The organism is Holospora obtusa F1 (genome assembly GCF_000469665.2).
In the GTDB taxonomy this organism is placed as follows: domain Bacteria; phylum Pseudomonadota; class Alphaproteobacteria; order Holosporales; family Holosporaceae; genus Holospora; species Holospora obtusa.
On record NZ_AWTR02000053.1, the window covers coordinates 1 to 21,262 of the forward strand.

The following is a 21,262-nucleotide window of genomic DNA, read 5'->3' on the forward strand; positions in this document are numbered from 1 at the left end:
TGACTTATCAAATAGTCGCTATACATATCAAGAAGATCCAGTTTCATTTTTTGTCCTTAAAAACTTATGGACGAAAAATATGATTATTTCAAGCAAAAATCAACTATTGCTGCGTAACATCAGATACTCAATCTAAAATCTTCTTTAACTGTATATTCAAAAAGGGAAAAAATTAAACAGATACTTCTTTAGCTATGCGCTTCTAGCTGAGTATCTTCGTCCAAAAATTTATCCTTTTGATACGTATTTGTAAAGCTCATAAAATTGAGGATAGGCTTACACAATTTAGACATCCTTGGACCAATGGATAGGCGAAAGTTACAAACAAAATTATTAAAAAATGTAGAACAAAAGCGCTCAGTACTTGTAAAAATTTAAAAATCATTTCATGGATTTTGATTTATAGTATAATCATCAACGCAAACTTAAATTTCTCTTTGATATTTTTCTCAAAGAGTTTGAGCAAAATCCATCAAATTTTAATCATAATCCAAGCCATATGTCGTTGGGGAGTAAATATTTCTTAAATTCCTTAATCTTGCTTTCTGAAAAATCTTTTTGTGCGTATTTTTCTAATCTCAGTAAATCCAAGGAAAGATTCCGCCAAGGAGAACCAATTCTAAGACAGTGTTTATAAATTTACGATTATTCTTTGCTTTTTTTCCTCAACTATCCTGCTTTTTTCGCTAGATGAGGCTCTAATATTTTCCAAAATTTCTCTACTATGTCGTGTTTTTTTGCTTCATTGCGTCATTTCTTTTACAAAACGAAATTATTGATTTTCATTGTACTATACTTTATCTCTTGACGACAAAATCTAGAATTTTCTTTTAGAAATACTTCTCGTTTTATTGAGCTTCGACTTAATTGACTGTATCATGAAAAATTTTAAGATATTGTATCTCTCATTTGCTTTGTATACATGAAATTATGTAGTATGTATACATATGTAATAAGCCTTTTAACTGAGGCATTACATTAATACATGTGTTTGTGTTTAAATACTATGTTTGACATTTTGGCCATTGAGTGCGCTATAGTTACACATATAACAAAAATCATATATTTACAGACAATTATTGACAAAAATAATCAAATATTTTCTAGTTACATATAATAAAAGAATTTAATTTTTTCCAATGAAGTGCATATTTTTTTTCTCTCTTATTTTATTCAGCAATCAGATTTTTTCCTTTCCGGCGTCGGTTCATACATTGATCACTGGAGAGTGGAGTAATCAAGAGCACATAAATTTTGTTATCAAAGAATTAAAAACAGAAAATACAACCATAGATCGTAAGGGACTTTTGGTCATTTTGGAGGTTATGACAAAAAGAGCAAAAAATAACGAGGAAGTTGAAGGCTTTTTTAAATATTTTTTTGAAGGATCTAAACTTTATAAAAAAATTTTTGATTCTGAATTTACTCACCCTATATCTTCTCATGACAGAAAAAAATCCGCTTACCTTGCTTTACAATGGCTAGATAAAATTCAGGATCCGTTGCATTTAAATGATGATTTTTGGGCTACTGTGTTATTTGGAGTTTTTAATCCGACCCATGAAATTAAAAATCAGCCAAATTTTTTTGAACGAGAAAAAATGGCCACTTCTCAAATAAAGGAAATGCATGAAGATCGCTTCACTAAGGTTATAGGAGCGTTGCTCGGTCTTATGAACACGTTTAATGCAGAAACATTTGAAAAAATTGGGTTTGAAAAAATCAATTCATTATCTGAGATTAATTTTTTTAATTTTGTGAGATCTTTTTTTTTAATGAATGAAGTCAACGTTTCTTCAAAATTTTTTGAAAAATTAGGAACGAAAAAAGTTAATAGCTTAAGTCATGATTATTTCGTTCAAGTTTTGGAGCTTTTTTTACGTATGAATCACACGATTTCTTCGCAATTTTTTGAAGAAATTGATATCGAAAAAATTAATACATTAAGCGAAGATGAATTTTTTAGAGTCGTTTCGAACATTTGCATTTCTCATCAAGAAATCACCTCAAATTTTATGAGAAAATTGAATATTGAGAGAGTAAATTTTGCAAGTAATAAAAATTTTTCTAGCATTATTTTTAATTTTTGTCAATCAGAACGAACGATTCCTTTAGAGATTTTTGAAAAATTGGACATTAGAAGAGTGAACTATTTAGATGACAGTCATTTTTCTCTTGCTGCTGCAGCTTTGTGTAAATACGAAAAAAAAGCCCCTTTAAGTTGGATCAAAGGTATTAGATTTGAAAAAATTAATGAATTCACACATCCTCATTTTATGGAAGGTATATGTTCCATATTTAGTGCTTGGCCAAAAATTCCTTTCGACGTCATTCAGCGTATCCAATTTGAAAAAATTAATACATTAAGTTCTCCAGAATTTGCGCGTATCCTGTATGCTCTCTTTAATTCTAAATACCAAATTTCTTTTAATTCCCTTAAGGATATTAATTTTACAAGAATAAACACCTTTAATTCTTCTGACTTTTTTAATATTATCAGCGTACTTTTTAAATCAGTTCAAGAATTCCCCTTAAATATTTTTCAAATGATCAATTTCAAAAAAATAAATTATTTAAAAAAAAACGAACAATTTGTTAAAATTTTATGTGAAATTTTTAATACAAATAAGAAGTTTGTTTTTAATATTTTAAAAGATATCGATTTGACACGATTAAATCAATTAAGTGATTTTGAGTTTTCTCAGGTTACAGGTTCTCTTTTCAATTCCAAAAACAAGATTCCTTTAAGCGTGTTCCAAAACTTTTCTGATAATTTGATATATAATAAATTAACTTATGTCAAGTATTTGAATTTCGTTTCTCAGTTTTGTAAAATAAAAGATGAAATCATTTCACCAGTTTTGAAGGATCTTTGTAAAAATTTTTTTGAAGATATTGATTATAAAACGATTAATAGGTTTGATGAATCAAATTTAAAAATATTTTCGATAGGTCTTTGTAACTATTATCATAAGGAAAGTATATTAGTGAAATTTTTAGATTTTCCCGTTCGCTTAAAACAAGAAATTTTAAGAAATTTAATTGATTCAAAAGGTTTATTAGATGATATAGATCCGTTCCCATTTTCTGTATTTCAAGAGGAGAAAAATTTTTCTCATCAAGAAAAAGTAAAAAAATTAGTGATCAATATGCTTTCTTGTATTGAACTAGAAAATTTTGCAGGGTCTATTTTTGCATCCGTTGTACAGCAAAAAAGTTACGAGTATGCAAAACAATTTGCAAAACTTATTTCCGCTCATGTTATCAGCAAAAAAGCGAATAAAGATAAGCTTTATCAGGAATTAAAAAAACAAGCCATAGAAGATCCAAAGAATAGAGAATCTGTTCTAGCTCTTAGAAAAAATTTTAGTTTTTTTGATTGGTGCGTGCTCAATCATCAGCATAATAATCTTAATGTGCAAAACAGAAAAATTTTTGCCGAAAATCGATTTTTTTGGATTCGTTTTATAGAAATTTTATATCCTGATTCTGAGGAAAATGATCTTTTTCACAAAGAAAATATGTTGAATTGTTTTAAGTATCTAGACGAGGTTTATGCTCAAAAAAATACAGACCTTATTCAAGGGTATGAAAGTTTGATTCTTCACACGGTTAAGGAGGATGTTTCAGGAAGATTAAAAAAATATTTTCTAGAAGCTTTGTCTCATTATTTTCAACGCGATGCAGACGTCTTACGTAGTTGCACTCGATTAATTCGAATTCCAAAAAATCCAAAACAAGACAGTTGGGAAAATAGACAGGAATGGAAAGTTAGAAAAAAAGGTTCAGATATTTTATCAGTAACTTTATCAAATTTTTGTGAATTTTTGAACTGGGAGTCCTCTGGGTATAATCTGTTTAAGGCTTATGGGTACAATGAATACTTAGTATCTGAGATTTTTCAAAAGCGTATTCCTCCTTTTTTTGGTCAATTCGATCCAAATAAAATCGATGATAGAATGCTAAATAGAGGGTATGATGAAGTAGTACAAGATCTTTTAGAGTTAGTTTTTGAAAAAGATTTGAATACTATTAAACTTTCAAAAAATTGTATTAATGAAAATGAGTTTTGTGAAGCGTTAAAAAGCGATTTAGAGCAATTATTAAGAAATATTTATTGCTTAACAAAATATAACCAAGAAAATCTCAAACAAGAGGACCTTCAATGCAATCAGGACAAAGAATGCTACGAGCAAGGAAGTGCTACGCATTATTATCCAGATTTGTTATGGAGTAGATTGACAGAAATCATTCATGATGGCAGTGGAAGTTCACTAGATAAGAAAAATTTTCCAAATGCAAGATGTTCGGAAGGTGTGCTCCTAAATCTTCGTTTAGCCTATGCAGAAATGCACGGAAGAACTAGTCTTAATTTTGAATTTGGAGAATGTCCAATAATACACCAATAAGCTTCATTAATAAAGTTAAAATTTTTATTAAAGAAGATTAGACTAAATTAAATAGAAGTTTATGAATGAAAGTAAAGTTTTTCTCTCAGTAATTGAAGGGAGACGTTCTTGGATATGTGATCTTAGAATTTTTTTTAGAACCAAGATGCTTTTGCGTAAACTTCAACTTAATTTAACTATGGCCAAAAGATTAAGGATGAAATTGTCTCACTTCGATTACTTAACCTCAAATTTTACTTTTTTTCTTCAATGCACAAAATTTTAATCTAATTTTCTATACACGCTATGAGACACCATATATAGTATTTCATTTGAAGAAATAATTTAAACAGCGATTATGCCTATATTATTAAAAAAAAATATGCTACCATTAAATTTTTTAGAAGTTAACTAATTGAGGAATGCGTGAGTCTAAAAGCGTCAAAACGATTAGGACAACATTTTTTAAAAAACCACCTTGTATTGGCCCAAATAGCCAACGCAATAGAAAAAGTTCAAAACAAAAACCGTTTTAGATCTATTACTGAAATTGGTCCAGGATTGGGCGCTTTGACCGATTATCTTCGTCCTTTGGCTTTTGACTATTGCGTAATGGAGAAAGACCAAAGATTTAAGCAAGCGCTTTCAGAATATTCTCCTCCTCTTCAAATTTTGTGGGGGGATACTCTTGAGCAAAAATGGGATGTTTGCCCAAAAGGTATGCTTGTAGGAAATTTGCCTTACAATATTAGCCCCCCAATATTATTAAAGTGGTTGCGTTATCGAGAACATTTTCCAGATGCGTTCTTTATGATACAAAAAGAATTAGGAAAACGTGTTATGGCTACCCCTTGTACAAAGGCCTATGGCCGAATTTCTGTAATGATTCAAAGTGTTGCTTATGTGGAATTAGTCGCAGAAGTTGGTCCGGAATGCTTTACTCCTCCTCCAAAAGTTCGCTCTTACATGCTACATTTCAGAAATAATCTCCATTGTGTAAATTTGGATCTTTTGGAAATTATCTTAAGGAACTGTTTTTCTCAGCGCAGAAAAATTCTTAAAAATGCATTGGAACACTTTAAGAAATCTTTCCCCTCGGGATATCTTGAGTCAGGTCTTTTAAGCGTAGGAGCATGCATGCAAAATCGCCCGGAAGAGCTGACTGTGGAGCAATACATAAAGTTTTCAGAGTATATACAAAAAGCAAACCTATAAAACATAAAAATAGGGAGTTCAACATGTGGAAAAGTATTAAGAAAAATATATGCAGTAAAGCTCAGGGATTGTCTGAAAAAATTCAAGCATGGTTTACGAAATCTTCGTGTCAAAAAGAAGATTTAGAAGAGCTTTTACTTGAAGCTGATTTTGGTTTAGACGCCTCTATGGCTTTGGTCGATTACGTAGAACGAAAACGCCCTAAAAATTGGGATCAAGCGGTGCATGTTTTAAGTGCGCGTCTTTTAGAACTACTTTCTCCTTATGAAGCACGATTAGATATGGAACAAGCTAGCTTTGACCATCCTTGGGTTATTTTAGCTTTAGGAGTTAATGGCGCAGGAAAAACAACCGTTCTTGGAAAATTGGCGCATCAATGGCGCCACAAAAGTGTACGTTGTATTGCTGGTGACACATTTCGAGCCGGCGCCCAATCTCAATTAGAAATTTGGGCTCAGCGCGCAAACGCAGATATGACGAAATCACAAATTTTTGATACACACTCTGTTGCATCTGAAAAGAGTTCTTTTCAGGGAAATTGCTACCAAGATCCAGGAAGTGTTGTGTATCAAGGGTTAAAAGATGCTCAAGATAAAAAAAACTCCGTAATTTTAATAGATACCGCAGGCCGTCTTCCTCATCGCAGTGATTTGATGGATGAACTAAAGAAAATATATCGCGTAATTAATAAATATTACGTAACACAACCTTATACATTAAAAATTTTGTTAATATTGGATGGAACAACAGGACAACACATGACGACACAGGTTGCATCTTTTCAAAAAATTCTTCCTTTATCTGGCTTAATCGTAAATAAAATGGATGGAACAGCTCGGGCAGGAATGCTTGTTTCTTTAACGCAAACTTTTAAACTTCCTATTTATGGGATAGGAGTTGGTGAAAAATTAGAAGATTTGTGGAATTTTGACGCAAAACTTTTTTCGCACGATATATTCTTTTCTGATCAATAAACATTTACTTTTCTGATCAATAAACATTTACTTTTCTGATCAATAAACATTTACTTTTCTGATCAATAAACATTTAAATTTCTTAAAAGATTTTTCATTTTCGTAATGTTTTGTTGTTAAGGTGTTATTCCGTTTTTAAAATTCAGAAAAAAATAAATTCAGAAAAAAATGAGAAACAATACTTTTTGACGAATATATTTAAAAAATTCTTTTGTATTTAGGTAAAAAATTTGAGATCTGTAAAGAGAAGATAGTGCCCAAGAGCGTAGACAAAAAAATGAGTAAAGCATAAAATGTGTTTGTTACCTTATCAAAGCGTGAAGAAATACAGCGTTCTTTATGGCCTTTCGGATACATATAGTAATTTCGCTTGAAAACGGGACAAGGATATGCTTTTTAAGAGAAAATGACAAAAAAACACTACAACTTAGATTTAAGGAAGAGAGTAATAGAATATATTAAGCTTGGTAACACTCAAAACACGACATCCAAAAAGTAGAGTAAGTAAGTGGTGGATCAGGCCCAAAAAAGCAGGGTCCATTAAAGCTAAACCACGCTTAGGCAGAAAGAGCAAAATAGCCCCAGAAAAGCTAAGGGTTTATGTTTAGGTCAATGAAAATAAAAAATGAGCAAAGAAGATAGCAAAACTATTTAATGCTAGTATTTCTGCGTATCGGAGGTGAAATAAGCTAGGCTTTAGCTATAAAAAAACTGTTGAGAGTTTTCACATAAAGATAGATAGCAGTGTTTTTTGATAGTGATTAAAAATTTCTGATGTCGTAAGCGCACACCAAAGCTTGATTGATCTGTACACCATAAAATTCCTTCTTGGAAAGGACTTTAGTACGTCTCGTCATGCGTCCTAGGTGATGTCTTGTATGGCTATTATATGTATACAGTGCCTGATTTTCCAATACTATGGCGGTTTTTTTGTAGAACTTTAGAGAAAGCATCCCAGTCATTAGTATAAAATGAGCAATTTTTGAGATGTTTTACTTTTTCGTAAAGTTGTTTGAATATTTTAGCATCACGATTTCCTGTAACCCAGGCGACAATTCTCCGTGCGCTACGATCAACGGCTTTGATAATTCAAAGTTTTTGACTTTTTTTGGAAAAAATACCACATTTCATCAAATTTCATTGCTTGAATGTGACCTGAAACCTCAAATTCTTGTGTTTTTTCCATCTCTGCCATCACCCACTTTGTATATAATAGAAGGAGAATATCTAAAAATTTTACCCATCATGTTAAAAGATGTCTTAGCTAAAGAGTATAAAATGACGCATAAGGCTTTTTTGACAGCCGCCTCTCTTTTTGCCCCTCTTGTCACCTTCAACAAAGTTATAACCTCATTCCTTCACTTACAGCTCTGAACCTTGCGTATTATACCGTTCCTTATGCAATTTTCGAAAGTACACTTTTTGCAATGCATTGCTGGTGACCTTAATACGACACTATAGTCGTATTTTAACATAAAACTATCTAAACATCAAAACTCTCCCTTATAGGTTATACCATAAAAATTTGGAACTAAACAAATATAGAAAGTTTGCATATTCCCAAGATACCTTCCCCCCAAAAAGTGTAAAAATTATTACAGAAAAAGATTAAACTCTTCTCATCAATGATACGAACAAGACATTGAAGACAAAAAATTTACAATTTAGGAAAAAAGCATCATACGTTTAAAACGAAAAACTGAACAATGCACCAAAAACGCTGATGTGTAACAAAGTATCCCAAAGTTATCCGATTTTTACGGCTTATGAAAGCAAAACATCTCTTTTAAAAAATCAAAATAATTCGAAGCATCAAAAGTATCAAAACTCTGCATTTAAGCTCTGATTTTCTTTATAGTATAAGTTGAGAAGAAGTGTGAACAGAATTAAAACATGACTTTCAGTGATTGAAGTCAGAGATTCTTGGCTATGGGATCTTAAAATTTTCTTCTAGAAATCACACTTATTTTTGTAAACCTCTACTTAATTTACTATCGCATTTAGTTTTGTTAATTTTTTTTCACAGAACTTAAAATTCCTTTTAAAACACAAAAAATTCAGTAATCTATGTATATTTTTAGAGCTACAAAATAAGTAATTCAGAGATTATTTCATGACTTCACTGTACGAATCAAAAAATGCACCAATATAATCACCTTATTTTAACTTAATTCAATATATTTAGAAATTAAAAAAACTACTAATGACCGGGGTTTTGATAAGACACAGTTTTCTCACCCAAACTAAAATTTAAACTTTGACTATCAAAATCCCGTTTATTACTCTTAGGCTTCGGACTGCTGTGAATCTTTTATTTTTTTTCGCAAAATATCCGTAAAATCGATGCTACCTAATTGTAAACCGGGAAGACCGCACTCTAACGTCACAACTCTTATCCAATTTCGAACAGAAGGCCACAAAATATTTGGACAATTTACGTATAATAAAAATGGATACATATCTTTGCTTGCATTTTTGATTAAAAAGTACCCAGCATACTTTAACTCAATAATACACGCCGGTTTCTGATCCTTCACCATTTCTACTCGAATCCCAATCACAACCTGAAAATGCTCCCCTTCTCCTTCCGCCGCGACGTCTACAGAAACCTGAGTCTCAGGTTCTTTTCCGTCTTGTTCCGACAAGACAAAGGGAGAAGGACACTCTACAGAACAATCTACTATGTGCTGAAAAACAAGATCCAAATCGACAGAATCTCCTGATTCTACAGCTTCTTCTCCATCAAAGGACGAAGAAGTCTTTCCTGAAAAAAGAGGGTCTTGAAAATTTTGTTGCATCTAAAAAATCTTTATCTAATCTAACTTCAATCCATTATATCTATTTAAAAAAAAAAAATAGTACGTTTTCAAAATTTAGAACCTAAAAAAAAATTATCGCCTTGTATCTGTAGTTATAGTAGTAGGGAGTGAAAAGAAAAAATGTCGTGATCCCTTCAAAACGTCATCGTAAAGTGAAATATTTTTATGACGAGATCTAAACCTTTTGCGCAAGAAAATTTAGAAAAATTTGTATAATAAAAGTATGGAAATTTTACTGATTATAGAAAGTTTGCATATCCCCAAGATACCTTTCCCCCAAAAAGTGTAAAAATTATTACAGAAAAAGATTAAACTCTTCTCATCAATGATACGAACAAGACATTGAAGACAAAAAAACTTTACAATTTCAAAAAAAGCATCACACGTTTAAAACGGAAAACTGAACAACGCACCAAAAGCGCTGATGTGTAACAAAGTATCCCAAAGCTATCCGATTTTTACGGTTTATGAAAGCAAAAACATCTCTTTTAAAAAATCGAAATAATTCGAAGCGTCAAAAGTATGAAAACTCTGCATTTAAGCTCTAATTTTCTTTATAGTATAAGTTTAGAAGGAGTGTGAACAGAATCAAAACATGACTCTCAGTGATTGAAGTCAGAGGTTCTTTGCTATGGGAAAGCGTCAAAAGTATCAAAACTCTGCATTCAAGCTCTAATTTTTTTTATAGTATAAGTTTAGAAGGAGTGTGAACAAAATTAAAACATGACTTTCAGTGATTGAAGTCAGAGGTTCTTTGCTATAGGATCTTGGAATTTTTTTCTAAAAACCACACCTCTTCAACTTAATTTTCTGTACAGCAATAAGCAATTAAATATTTTAAAATTTTTTGTGACTTAGTAATTTAGGTTAAATTAGATGCGATTTATTGTTATACCGAAACAAAAACGATAAAATAATTAATTTTTTATTGCATTTTGTTGATTTTTTAAAATTTAATTCAGTCTAAGTAACCGTAACACGTATAAACGTCCTTGGACAACAAAAGCACACAACATGGCGCGTTCGGATTGTGTAGAGCTCATGTTCCAAGACGTCAAAACATCCAATTGTGTGCGATAGCTAGCAAAACAAGTACAGACACTGAAGCGTCAAGCTTAACAGCATCTCCAATATCGTGAGCTTGAAAAATGGGTTTTCCAGAAGGTCTGAGAAACCTCGCATCGAACTAAAAAATTCTAAGAAATACTTACATAGAAAGCCTATTCTAAAAAACAGCGAACTATCACCAAATGTGTTTAATAGCTTCTTTAAATGTTTGTAAAAATTCTACATACGATGAAAAATCATGTGAGGGGCTCTTTTTTTTGGAAGGAGACTTAAATCTAGAACACGTAAGGAAATTGATGCCAGATCAAGATGTTTTTAGTATATTCTAAAAGAAAATGAAAGAATTTTCAAAATTTAAAAAAGTTATTTGAGTTGTATATAATTTATTCTTGAAATTAGAACAAAAACCTTCTCAAATGAACGTTTTTGTGTTAGCATCTTATATAATTAGAAAATTAAAATTTAATAAAACGTTTTTTTGTAGCACTGTAAAAAAAATTTATTTTTGTTTGCTCGTTGTGCAACAAAAGTATCGCAAAAAATTGTAGTCTGACTTTCAGGTTGCTTATCCAAGAAAGTCACGCGTTTTATTACTTTTTTACGGAATCGTAAACAATGAAAAAAGTTAATTCAACTGACCTTCTTCTGTCTTTAAGAACGTTTCTGTTTTTTACGATAAAAACATTAGCACTAAAAACTTTTTTATTTTGGATGATCTTTTTATCTGAATCGTTTTTAAATTTTAAAATAATAAAGAAACAAATTAACTAAAAATTATGATTAAGGAGAGCCTTCGTGAATAAAGAAAAATTTCCTGAGTTGGAATTAAAAGACTCTAGCGCAAAAACTTCAGAATCTTTTCTGGAATCTGATGAATTTTATAAAAATTTTAAAACGCTTAATTCTGCCCAAAAATCAGCAGTACAAGCAGAAGGTAAGGTATTGGTTTCTGCAGGAGCAGGAACTGGAAAAACTAGAGTACTAACTTTACGATACACATATTTGGTGCAAAAATGTGATGTTCCTTTGCCTCGTATTATGGCCGTAACTTTTACAAATCGAGCAGCTCAAGAAATGAAAGGACGTCTTGAACACTTGATGTCAATTCAAACTAAAAGTTTATGGGTTGGAACGTTTCATAGCTTGGCACTTAGATTGTTGAAAAGCTCCCCAGAGCTTATGGTAAGGAAACCTGGGTTTTCTGTATTAGATACAAAAGATCAAGGACGAATTATGGCTAAATTATTGAAAGCGATGAAAGCCAAGCGACAGTATACGTGCCAAAACGTTCTTCAACAAATCAGTCAATGGAAGTGTCAAACGTGGCTTCCGGAACACGTTCTTTCTCCGTGTGATGAAGTGATTTTAACACTCTATCATCAATATCAACAAGAATTAGAGGTTTCTAATAGTGTAGATTTTGATGATTTACTTTTATTAAGTTATCATATGCTAAAAAATAATACGACTGTTTTATCTAAGTGGCAGAAATATTTTAGGCACATTTTAGTAGACGAATATCAAGACATTAATGGGCTTCAGTATGCGTGGTTAAAATTACTTGCTGCTCAAACAGAAGGATTATTTTGCGTTGGGGATGAAGATCAATCTATTTATGGATGGAGAGGGGCAAATATTGAAAATATTTTACGCTTTCAAGAAGATTTTCCTGGAGCGCGTATTATTCCATTAGAGGAAAATTATAGATCATCTCCTTCTATTTTGTCTGGAGCCAGTCAATTAATCGGAAATAATCGTATGCGGCACGGAAAAACATTACGTACTCAGCGCAAAGATGGAGAAAAAATTGAAATTCAGGGATTATGGGACTCAAAAGAAGAGGCCGCTTATGTCGTACAAAAAATTGTGCAATCTTATCAAAAGGGACGTCCCTATTCGTCCATGGCCATTTTAATGCGTACAAGCGCTCAAAGTCGAGAATTTGAAGAGCGTTTTTTAGTGGAAAATATTCCTTATCAAGTGGTGGGATCTATTAATTTTTACGAGCGACAAGAAATCAGAGATATGCTGGGGTATCTTCGTTGGATTCACAATTCCAGTGATGGCCTTGCCTTTGAGCGCGTAATTAACACTCCAAAAAGAGGTGTGGGCCCCAGTGCTTTGGGAAAAATTTATTCTAAAGCTAAAGAAAAGGATTGCTCTTTAGAGGAAGCCGGACGTTACTTGTGTGAAGAAGAAAAAATATCTTCTGCCCTTTCTATTCTTTTGTACCAAGTTCAACAGTGGCGTTTACATAAGGGAACGTTAGAAGAATTAGCAGCAAGAGTATTTCAGGAATCTGGATACGAATCTTATCTCTTGAATCAGGGAAATGAAGGAATTTCTCGACAAGAAAATATTAAGGAATTTTTAAAAGCACTAGAAAACTTTCAAAATTTAGAAGATTTTTTGGATCATGTTAGTTTACTGTTAGAATTGCGTGCACGCTCTTCTCAAGATAGCGTGTCCATACTGACTTTGCACGCTGCTAAAGGATTAGAGTTTGAAGAAACATTTTTAGTGGGATGGGAAGAGCAACTCTTTCCTCATGTTCGATGCCTAAGTGAGCGCGACTTAGAGGAGGAGCGGAGATTAGCTTATGTCGCGTTAACTCGAGCAAAAGAACGCGTTCACATTACTTTTGCTTGGAATCGACGAACCATGCAGGGACAGATGCCAGCTTCTCCTTCTCGTTTTATTCAAGAGTTACCTGCATGCGAAGTAAATCTTCGTCTTTCTTTAGAAAAACACACTTCTTCTTTAAAACAAAAAGATGAAAAAAATAAAAAAAATTCATTTGCTTCTAAAGAATCAGTAAATGTATCTGCTTCTAAAGAATCAGTCAACGCTTCAAAAAACTCTATACATCCGGGCGTTTCTTTATTTCATCACATTTTTGGATGGGGAGTCGTTGAATCATATCATGATCATGTTGTTCGACTCACCTTTAAGAATTATGGAACCAAAAGTGTTATGGATAATTTTCTTTCTTTTACAGAGCCTCATTAATGAATGATCAGTAAATTGCACTGTTTTTATAATATTTTTTTGAAAAATGTTATTATGTTTGAGTCATGCTTTCGAAGAAATAAATTTTTCTTATACGTGAAGTGTCTCATTTTATGTTAAAAAGTGCACTCACAAAAATAGATGAAGAATGTTTAGTGCAAAGCTAATGATATTTGGGTAATTTTTATTGCATTCTTGCGTAATAAAATAACTTATTTTATCCATTTTGTTTCGTGATAAAAAATCACGTAATATTCGAAATTCAAATTATATAGTAAATTTTAAAAATTAAGGAATTGGATAAAAGCAACGTATACGTATCAAGTTCAGATTTTTTTTCTTAATTTGTTGATTCATAGGAGCTTACATAATATTTTTAATATCTCTTATTATCTATGTATAAAAAGAGGAGTCTTTTCGTGTTTTACAGAGTATGTTCGCCCTATTTTTTAAGGGAGAAGTCAAGAAATGTTAAAAGCGATGCATTAGATGCTCTCTATGGCTAAAAAAATTTTGAAATTTACGCGCTTGACTCAATGTTGATGCGACTTCGTTCTCAATTTAATTTTTCGAATCATCATTGAAATAGAATTCGATTTTTGGTACAATTTAGGTAAGCGGAAAAACAGGCGAGCGCTGTAACTCATCATGTTAAAGAGGAAAGTCCGGGCTCCACAAAAACACAACGCCGAGTAACGCTCGGCCAAGGTAACTTGAGGGATAGTGCAACAGAAAAAATACCGCCTTTTTTTAAAGGTAAGGGTGAAATGGTGCGGTAAGAGCGCACCGCGTTAGGAGTAATTCTATATGGCATGGTAAACCCCGTTGGGAGCAAAGCCAAATAAAAGTGATCAAGTATAAAAAATACTGTGCGATGTTTTTGCGCAATGTCACTTGGGTAGGCTGCTAAAGCACTTTAGTAATAAAGTTGCGTAGATAAATGATCGCCACGACAGAACCCGGCTTATAGTTTTTCCGCTTTTTATTTTTTAGTATAAAGACTTAAGTTAAGATTTGTTATCTCAATTTCTTTCAAAGTGTTTGGATAGGAACGTAGTAATAAAAAAAGATACAGCATGAGAATCCGTAAATTTGCTTGAGCTGATTGTTTTTTGATAAATGAAAAGAAAAATTTTCATCTAACGAGGATATATAGGCTCTGTGAGCAAAATTGAGGAGAAGCCGATAAGTGGTACAAAAAAAAAGCATTTCAGGTTTAAAAGGTAATGCATTCATGGCTTTGATGGTTTTGAACAAATATTGTTGTAGAGTATCGTAAATTAAGTTGAGTTTTATGAATAAGTAAAGCGCGATACCCGGTTCATCGAAGGGAGAAGTTCTTTTCTATATGATGTCAGAACGCTCTTCTAGAGATCATGTTTGCCATATAATTGAACCTTAAGTAAAAAAATTTGATTATGGATTACGCCTTGTTTTACGTATCTAAAAAGTCAAAGGATGCATAAAGTTTGCAAAGTATAAATTTTTTGCTATTATGCTTTTGAGTATCTAAATCCCATTAAGAAATTTCGTAAAACCGTAATTTCGCATAAAAGATATCAACTTTTAATCTTTTTTGATTTTATCCAAAAAAATCGTATTCTTTATAGTAATTTAGTTTGAAAACGGGACAAAAAGAGGCTCCGTCAAAAAACCTTGTATATATTGATGAAATTTGTATTGAGATGATCATGTGTGTAGACACAAAATGGGGCAGAAAGGGGAAAAATCTTGCTGTCAAAAAGAGCGATAACTATTATCAGCGGACAAATATTATAGCTGGGTAAGTTAATCATAAATCGATAGCACTAGGGTATTTAATGGTTCTTGTCATACAAAATTATTTGAAGCTGGGTATCTCGGTTATTGATTAAGGAATTAGAACCTGGACAAATTGTAATAATGGATAATGCTGCATTTCATAGATCACAAAGAAATGAAGGAGTTGATCGAATTTTTAGGTTGTCAAGTCATTTTTTTACCGCCATACTCACCCGATTTGAATCCAATAGAGAAATTTTTGGCTAATATGAAAAGATGGATTAAGAAAAAAATTAACCAGTTTGATAAATTTTACGAAGCTATTACCGTATTCTTTCAAATCCTATTTTCATGCTTAATTACTATATATTAGAATTATGATTTTTATACAGCAATTTTACGAATATTTTAAATTTACAGAAAGTAAAACTTTCAGTCACATTCTTAAAGCTTTTTAGCGCTGTACGTTGACTGAAAATTTCTTTCAATTCATTAAATCATAGATTCCGATATAAAATAAAAAACGGTAATACAGAGTTGATACTAGACTGAGGTATAACTCATAAAATCATTTTTTAAAAAGCACGATAACCAATTTTATTTTTTAAATATGAATACAAAGTAAGGGCTCTTTTCCGATGCGCTGACGAAAAAATTGTCGAACCCTTTCTTCTATACGTTGCTTTAACCCATCACTAGCGTGTCCTATTTTTTCTGTTTCTTCAGAAGCTGATTTAGAAACGTAACACTGAAAGACACGTTTTCTAATCTCTTTACTCCATGTTTCGCGCTCATTATGTTCAAATAACCCTTCAAAAGAAACACTGATATGTATTCTATTCCCTTTGCGCACATGCCGACTAATAAATACAATACCTTTTTCCAACAAAGCAAATCGTTCATTCATTTCTATGCCATTTTCAGGAATAAGTCGCTTTTTTCCATCTACTATAAGCTTTCCGTGAGAAATAAATCCAGCAACTTTAGGTTTTTCTTTATCTAAGTGCAATACCATACCATTTTCGATACACATATCGTGAGGAACCCCCAAAGATTTAGCCAAATTAGCATGCTCTCGTAAATGTCGAGCTTCTCCGTGAGTGGGTACGCTAATGTGAGGACGAATCCATGTGTACATTTGTCGCAGCTCTTCTCGATAAGGGTGACCTGAAACATGAATTTCTCCAGCGATCTTACTCGTAATAACGTTGACTCCTTTAGAAGTCAAGCAATTTTGAAGTGCATATACGGATTTTTCATTTCCTGGAATAACTCTACAAGAAAAAATAACATGGTCACCTTCCCCTAAAGTTAAAAAATGATGCGTTCCAATAGCCATAGCAGTTAATGCTGCCTTAGGTTCCCCCTGACTTCCGGTAGCAATAATCAGTTGTTTTTCTGGAGGAATATTTTCTGCTTCTTTGATTTCTAAAAAATTCATATCTGAAGAAAAATATCCACAATGGATAGCTGCTTTTGCAATACGCTGCAAAGAACGTCCCGCCAAAATAGGAACTCTCCCAGAAGCTTTTGCTGCTAAATAGCAACTCGTTAATCTTTCAACATTAGAAGCAAAACATCCAATAACGACACGGCCTTCTTTAAGTTCTTTTACGCAGGATATCAAGCGATGAGATACATCAACTTCTGACCCAGAAAACCCTTCTTCGAAAACGGTTGTAGAATCACAAACAATAGCCGTAATACCTTGGTCACCGATAGCACGTAATGTTTTTTCGCAAATTCCTCCGCCCACCATAGTTTCCTTACTAATTTTCCAATCACCTGTATGAAAAATTTTACCTTTTGGAGTGCGGATAAGAATAGCATTAGATTCAGGAATAGAATGAGTTAAGCTTACGTAATCTACTACAAAATGACCAATTTCTACAGATCCAGATAAAGGTATTTCCCTTATATCCATGACAATTTTGGATTCTATCGCTTTTTGTTGCAAAAGAAACGCAGTAAAGGGTGTAGCGTAAATAGGAAGTTCAGGCAATAAATGATGAATGTAAGGTAGAGCGCCAATATGATCTTCATGCCCGTGAGTCAAAACAATACCTTTAATTTGTTTTGGGTCGGTTATTTCTAAGAACGGATGAATGTCTGGAACAATCACACGATCAGGGGTGTGAGAAAAACTAACCCCAAAATCGACAATAATCCACTCGGTAAGCTCACCTGGAGCACCATATCCATAAAGATTTAAATTCATTCCAATTTCATTAGAGCCCCCAAGAGGTAAAAAATAAAGCCCCTCCAAATTATTTAAAGAGAGCAAACGGGGAACATTTTGCTCCCTGAAAGAAAATTGCTTGCGTTGCAGCATATCAAATTCTTGTTATCGAGGAATATTAAATCCTCTTCTTTGCCCTAAGTATACTACATTATATTTTTTTTGTCATTCTAACTTTTTAAGAATTTTTGAAGGAAAATGTTGTTCTCATTTTTAATTTTTAACAAACCCATCGCCTAAATCATTATTAACCCTCTAAAAAAGAGTGAAGAAGAGCGTTTCGCTTTATTTAAAATCGTTTTTATGTTGACGATTTTTAAGGCTAGTATTTACGAGTATTGTGATTGCAATCCATGATCATCTTGAATATTTTAATTTCCAAAATGAGTTACGCTTTTGATCTCAGGGCATGAAAATGTTATTATGCATGCCTTGTTTTTGTGTTAAAAGCTTTACAGTAAATTGAGTTGAGCCCTGTGTATTGAAGAATAAAAACTCAGTCTTTACATCTAAGCATGTAGGTCACAAAGATTTGGGTTCCATAGTTGCGTAAAAACATCAATGTTTTAAAAAACGGATTAACAACGCGCAATTAGGTCACGTCCTCAATTAAGTTAATTTTTTTGATATTTTTTTAGAATTTAATAAGAATTCAAAGGAAATGTACGTTATAATAAAGCAGTTGAATTGAAATACGATGTATGATATATTTTTTTCTAAAAATGTAAATAATGTCAATGCGTCCATATCGTATAGATTTAAGAGAAAAGGTCATAAATTTTATCAAAGCAGGTAACGGTCAAAAAGAAGCATTGAAAGTTTTTGAAATAAATAAAATGACAATCAACAGATGATATTTGCGCTATAAAAGCCAAGGACACTGCTGCCCAACAATACGTTTGAATACAAAGCAACTATAAAAAAAGAGTTTTTTATTCAATTCCAGATGTTAGATCAGAAAATATTACTCGAGGATTTGGCATGAGTGTCAGTGATGCACGTTATTGGTTAAGGCGCGTAGTTATAAAAAAATCTTCACCTATGTGTAAAACAAGTAAAGAAAAACGAAATACATACCAAGAAGATCTAAAAGATATATCATCTTAAAGTATTGTATACATTGGTGAAAGCGGGATAGAGCTAACTATTTACAAAGATAGAGAATAAGGCAAAAAAAGTAAAAAACTTGTTGATAAAAAAAGCGATAAATATTACGAAATAAATCATATTGTAGCGAGTTTAGTAAACAATAAAAAGATTGCTACCATTGTTTTTAATTCGAGGCTTGAGTAGAGCGATTTTTTATAAAAGAATTGAAACACGGACAAATTGTGATCATAGATAATGCTTTATTTCATACCTTTCAAAGCACTAGAGAATTACTTGAATCTGCGCGTTGTAGTTTTTTTACCATCTTATTCACCTGATTTAAATTCAATCGAGAAATTTGGGCACATATGAAGCAATGAATTAGGCAAAAAATTGAGCTCTTCCAGTGCTTATATCAGTCCATTAGTGCTTTTTTTACTTTATTGTAATTCAACTGCTTTTACTATAAAATTGCATTTTTGTTATGTTTTTTACAAATTATTATTTTAATTCAATTATGATATAATTCATAAAATAAAAAAAATGCAAACATGAAAGATAAAAAAATAATTTTAATTTTGATGGTGATCATTCACAGTCAAGTGCTTTATGCTACATCTATTGATGCTCGATTAGAGTTACTTTCAAAGGATGGAATCAAGTCTCCTGAAAATCAAGAAGATAAAGCTACGTTTGTTGAAGATAACACAGTAACAGAAGATACACCTTCTGATACAAAAGAACCTGGCCTGATCAAAAAAGGATTAGAGAAAATTACAAAAAGTGTAGAGCAACTATCAGATTATGCGCAAACCGATTTGGTTTCACAAGCAGGTGAGATAGCGCAGCACGCAGGGGAGCAAGCAAAAAAAATTGCCAATCAAGTAACAGAGCAAGCACACATTACAGGAAAACAATTTATTAATTATATTTTACCAAAAATTAAAGAATTATTTAATGTTGTAGGGAAAAAATTAATATCTTGGGGAAATGATTCAGAAGATCAGGCGCTTATCGAAAAAACACTTATGCCTAAACAAATGCAAGAGGACAAAGAATCGAGCGATGGAACTCTTTCTTCTAATAATCCTGAGATTTCTGAAAATAATGAAAAAGACTTAGAAAAAGCTTCTGAATCAACGTAATTAAAATTTTCTTCTAAACCTAGTTCAAAAGAAATTTAAGTTACCCTTTGAAAAAATAAATAAGAATTTTTTAATAGTAAGAATAACATAGAATAACTTTTTTGGTATCGAAAAAAAAGATGGGGATGCTAGACCATCAAACGTTACCAAAAACCTTACTCTTTTAGAAAAAAAAATATTACACGAGAAAATGCAAGGAGGCATGGAATATCTTGAATTCTTATTTCGGATCAGTGCTCGAATGCTTAAAGACAAAAAATGTTCCACGAAAGCGAGTAGGGTGGTTGAGCGTTTAGTTTCACATTCTTATGGTATAACCTATAAAGAACTAAAGGAGGCTAATGTATGGGAAGTATACTGTATGAAAATGCCAAGACGACGCTTCGAGTCCGAAAAGAAATACAAAGCTCTGTACAGAGCGCTGCAGAAATAGCAAAGGGTTTGGGCCTTCAGTTTTGAAGTAAAAGAAATGCGGTTGTTTTGAAAATAAACGCTCTGGCCTTGCGCAACCAAAGAGCGTTTTATTTGCAACAAAAGCAAGAAATTGTGTGTGAATTCAGGCGCGTTTCTAAGCTTTTGCTTGATGATGTTTATAGTGCTTTGAAAAAGAAGATTCCCAATCTCATAAGCTCTAATCTGCATCGATGCCTTAAAAGAAATGGTCTAAATGTCTTACCTAAAGATTATGTCGAGCTCCATTCAAAGATGTTGGCTAACGAGTCAAGTGCATTTTTGAAAAATCTGATCGCCCATTGTCCTTTTAAAATAACGAACATTCTCACAGACAATGGGAACGCAATTTACCTATGAACTGTTTGCACTACACCTGAGGCCAAAACGATGTGCAAGAAGCATAATATTGAATACAGATTCACCAAATTCAAGCATCCTTGAACCAACGCTCAGGTCGAAGTCAGCAACAGAATCCTCAAACACTATACAACAAAAGCGTATTTTTACAAAGACCTTGATGAGCTAAAGCGCCATATGATGACTTTTGTGCTTTATTATAATCATCAAAAAAAGCTGAAATTATTGAAATATCAGCCCCTCTTTGATATTATCATCTTAGAATTTGAACGTAACACGTCAAATTTTAATCATAATCCAAACCACATGTTGTGGGGACTAAACATTTACCTAAACTCAGTCTTTATACAAAAAATTTATATATGTCAAAAAAATATGTTGAAAAAATTAATATATTTTTAATTTGACATTTTGGTAAAAAAAAATAAAATAATTAACGTAGTCTTTATCTTTTTAAAAAATGAATGTTATTTTTTTAGTTTGCGTTTTAAATTTTATTTTTTCAGTTTCTGTAGTAGCTGTAAAAATTTTTCCAGCACAAAAAACTGTAGGATTTTTTTCTGCTTCGAAAATTTTTCCAGCACAACAACAGGCTGCACCGCAAGCTCCGAAAATTTTTCCAGCACAAAAAACTGTAGGATTTTTTTCTGCTCCGAAATTTTTTGCTGCTTCGAAAATTTTTCCAGCGCAACAACAGGCTAAACCGCAAGCTTCGAAATTTTTTCCAGCACAAAAAACTGCAGGA

13 protein-coding genes and 1 other RNA gene are annotated in these 21,262 nt (G+C 32.3%); 9 read left to right on the forward strand and 5 right to left on the reverse strand.

The genetic code is table 11. The annotated features are described in order from the left end of the window. The first annotated feature begins 1,139 nt into the window (after positions 1-1,139). The 3 genes from P618_RS02560 to P618_RS02570 all read left to right on the forward strand — a co-directional run bounded on the left by P618_RS02560 (position 1,140) and on the right by P618_RS02570 (position 6,577). A complete protein-coding gene (locus P618_RS02560; protein ID WP_021826906.1) occupies positions 1,140-4,409 on the forward strand; it encodes a hypothetical protein in 3,270 nt (1,089 codons plus the stop codon). A 405-nt stretch (positions 4,410-4,814) separates the two neighbouring features. After that, on the forward strand, positions 4,815-5,603 hold the full coding sequence (gene rsmA, locus P618_RS02565; protein ID WP_021826907.1) for a 16S rRNA (adenine(1518)-N(6)/adenine(1519)-N(6))-dimethyltransferase RsmA: 789 nt from the start codon (positions 4,815-4,817) through the stop codon (positions 5,601-5,603). Positions 5,604-5,626: 23 nt separating this feature from the next. Then, entirely contained in the window at positions 5,627-6,577 is a 951-nt protein-coding gene (locus P618_RS02570) for a P-loop NTPase family protein (RefSeq protein WP_021826908.1), read from the forward strand. 761 nt (positions 6,578-7,338) lie between these two features. Here the strand turns inward: P618_RS02570 and P618_RS07825 are convergent. Both P618_RS07825 and P618_RS02585 read right to left on the reverse strand, forming a co-directional pair. Next, positions 7,339-7,539, reverse strand: a complete 201-nt coding sequence (locus tag P618_RS07825) for a hypothetical protein (RefSeq protein ID WP_040458312.1) — start codon at positions 7,537-7,539, stop codon at positions 7,339-7,341. Positions 7,540-8,862: 1,323 nt separating this feature from the next. Beyond that, positions 8,863-9,375, reverse strand: a complete 513-nt coding sequence (locus tag P618_RS02585; protein ID WP_021826911.1) for a protein-export chaperone SecB — start codon at positions 9,373-9,375, stop codon at positions 8,863-8,865. Positions 9,376-11,259: 1,884 nt separating this feature from the next. Between P618_RS02585 and P618_RS02590 the strand changes: the two genes are divergently transcribed. From P618_RS02590 to P618_RS09240, 3 genes are all read left to right on the forward strand, one after another. After that, a complete protein-coding gene (locus P618_RS02590) occupies positions 11,260-13,473 on the forward strand; it encodes an ATP-dependent helicase (RefSeq protein WP_021826914.1) in 2,214 nt (737 codons plus the stop codon). Positions 13,474-14,090: 617 nt separating this feature from the next. After that, positions 14,091-14,456: RNase P RNA component class A (gene rnpB, locus P618_RS06005), an RNA gene on the forward strand. Positions 14,457-15,409: 953 nt separating this feature from the next. Next, a complete protein-coding gene (locus tag P618_RS09240) occupies positions 15,410-15,607 on the forward strand; it encodes a transposase (protein WP_420805316.1) in 198 nt (65 codons plus the stop codon). Positions 15,608-15,838: 231 nt separating this feature from the next. On the opposite strand, the gene P618_RS02600 is transcribed toward P618_RS09240, so the two are convergent. Then, positions 15,839-17,566 carry a ribonuclease J gene (locus tag P618_RS02600; RefSeq protein WP_021826917.1) on the reverse strand — a complete coding sequence of 576 codons (1,728 nt, stop codon included), beginning with the start codon at positions 17,564-17,566 and terminating at the stop codon, positions 15,839-15,841. Between the two features lie 644 nt (positions 17,567-18,210). Between P618_RS02600 and P618_RS09245 the strand changes: the two genes are divergently transcribed. The 3 genes from P618_RS09245 to P618_RS06000 all read left to right on the forward strand — a co-directional run bounded on the left by P618_RS09245 (position 18,211) and on the right by P618_RS06000 (position 20,517). Beyond that, a complete protein-coding gene (locus P618_RS09245) occupies positions 18,211-18,327 on the forward strand; it encodes an IS630 transposase-related protein (protein ID WP_075260888.1) in 117 nt (38 codons plus the stop codon). A gap of 786 nt (positions 18,328-19,113) precedes the next feature. Then, positions 19,114-19,707, forward strand: coding sequence for a hypothetical protein (locus P618_RS02605; RefSeq protein WP_021826919.1), 594 nt, complete (start codon positions 19,114-19,116; stop codon positions 19,705-19,707). Positions 19,708-20,187: 480 nt separating this feature from the next. Then, positions 20,188-20,517, forward strand: coding sequence for a hypothetical protein (locus tag P618_RS06000; RefSeq protein ID WP_021826921.1), 330 nt, complete (start codon positions 20,188-20,190; stop codon positions 20,515-20,517). Here P618_RS06000 and P618_RS08825 read toward each other — a convergent pair. Together P618_RS08825 and P618_RS08185 are read right to left on the reverse strand one after the other, a co-directional pair. Further along, on the reverse strand, positions 20,512-20,643 hold the full coding sequence (locus P618_RS08825; RefSeq protein ID WP_021826922.1) for a hypothetical protein: 132 nt from the start codon (positions 20,641-20,643) through the stop codon (positions 20,512-20,514). The genes P618_RS06000 and P618_RS08825 overlap by 6 nt on opposite strands. Before the next feature lie 327 nt (positions 20,644-20,970). Beyond that, on the reverse strand, positions 20,971-21,262 hold a 292-nt coding region (locus tag P618_RS08185; protein WP_162147062.1), incomplete at its 5' end, for a hypothetical protein.

What these genes read in the sequence shown, in the direction of transcription:
- P618_RS02560 (WP_021826906.1), top strand. Translation starts at nt 1,140, where the DNA reads ATGAAGTGCATATTTTTTTTCTCTCTTATTTTATTCAGCAATCAGATT.
- P618_RS02570 (WP_021826908.1), top strand. Translation starts at nt 5,627, where the DNA reads ATGTGGAAAAGTATTAAGAAAAATATATGCAGTAAAGCTCAGGGATTG.
- P618_RS07825 (WP_040458312.1), bottom strand. Translation starts at nt 7,539, where the DNA reads ATGACTGGGATGCTTTCTCTAAAGTTCTACAAAAAAACCGCCATAGTA.
- P618_RS02585 (WP_021826911.1), bottom strand. Translation starts at nt 9,375, where the DNA reads ATGCAACAAAATTTTCAAGACCCTCTTTTTTCAGGAAAGACTTCTTCG.
- P618_RS09240 (WP_420805316.1), top strand. Translation starts at nt 15,410, where the DNA reads ATGAAGGAGTTGATCGAATTTTTAGGTTGTCAAGTCATTTTTTTACCG.
- P618_RS02600 (WP_021826917.1), bottom strand. Translation starts at nt 17,566, where the DNA reads ATGCTGCAACGCAAGCAATTTTCTTTCAGGGAGCAAAATGTTCCCCGT.
- P618_RS09245 (WP_075260888.1), top strand. Translation starts at nt 18,211, where the DNA reads ATGCGTCCATATCGTATAGATTTAAGAGAAAAGGTCATAAATTTTATC.
- P618_RS02605 (WP_021826919.1), top strand. Translation starts at nt 19,114, where the DNA reads ATGAAAGATAAAAAAATAATTTTAATTTTGATGGTGATCATTCACAGT.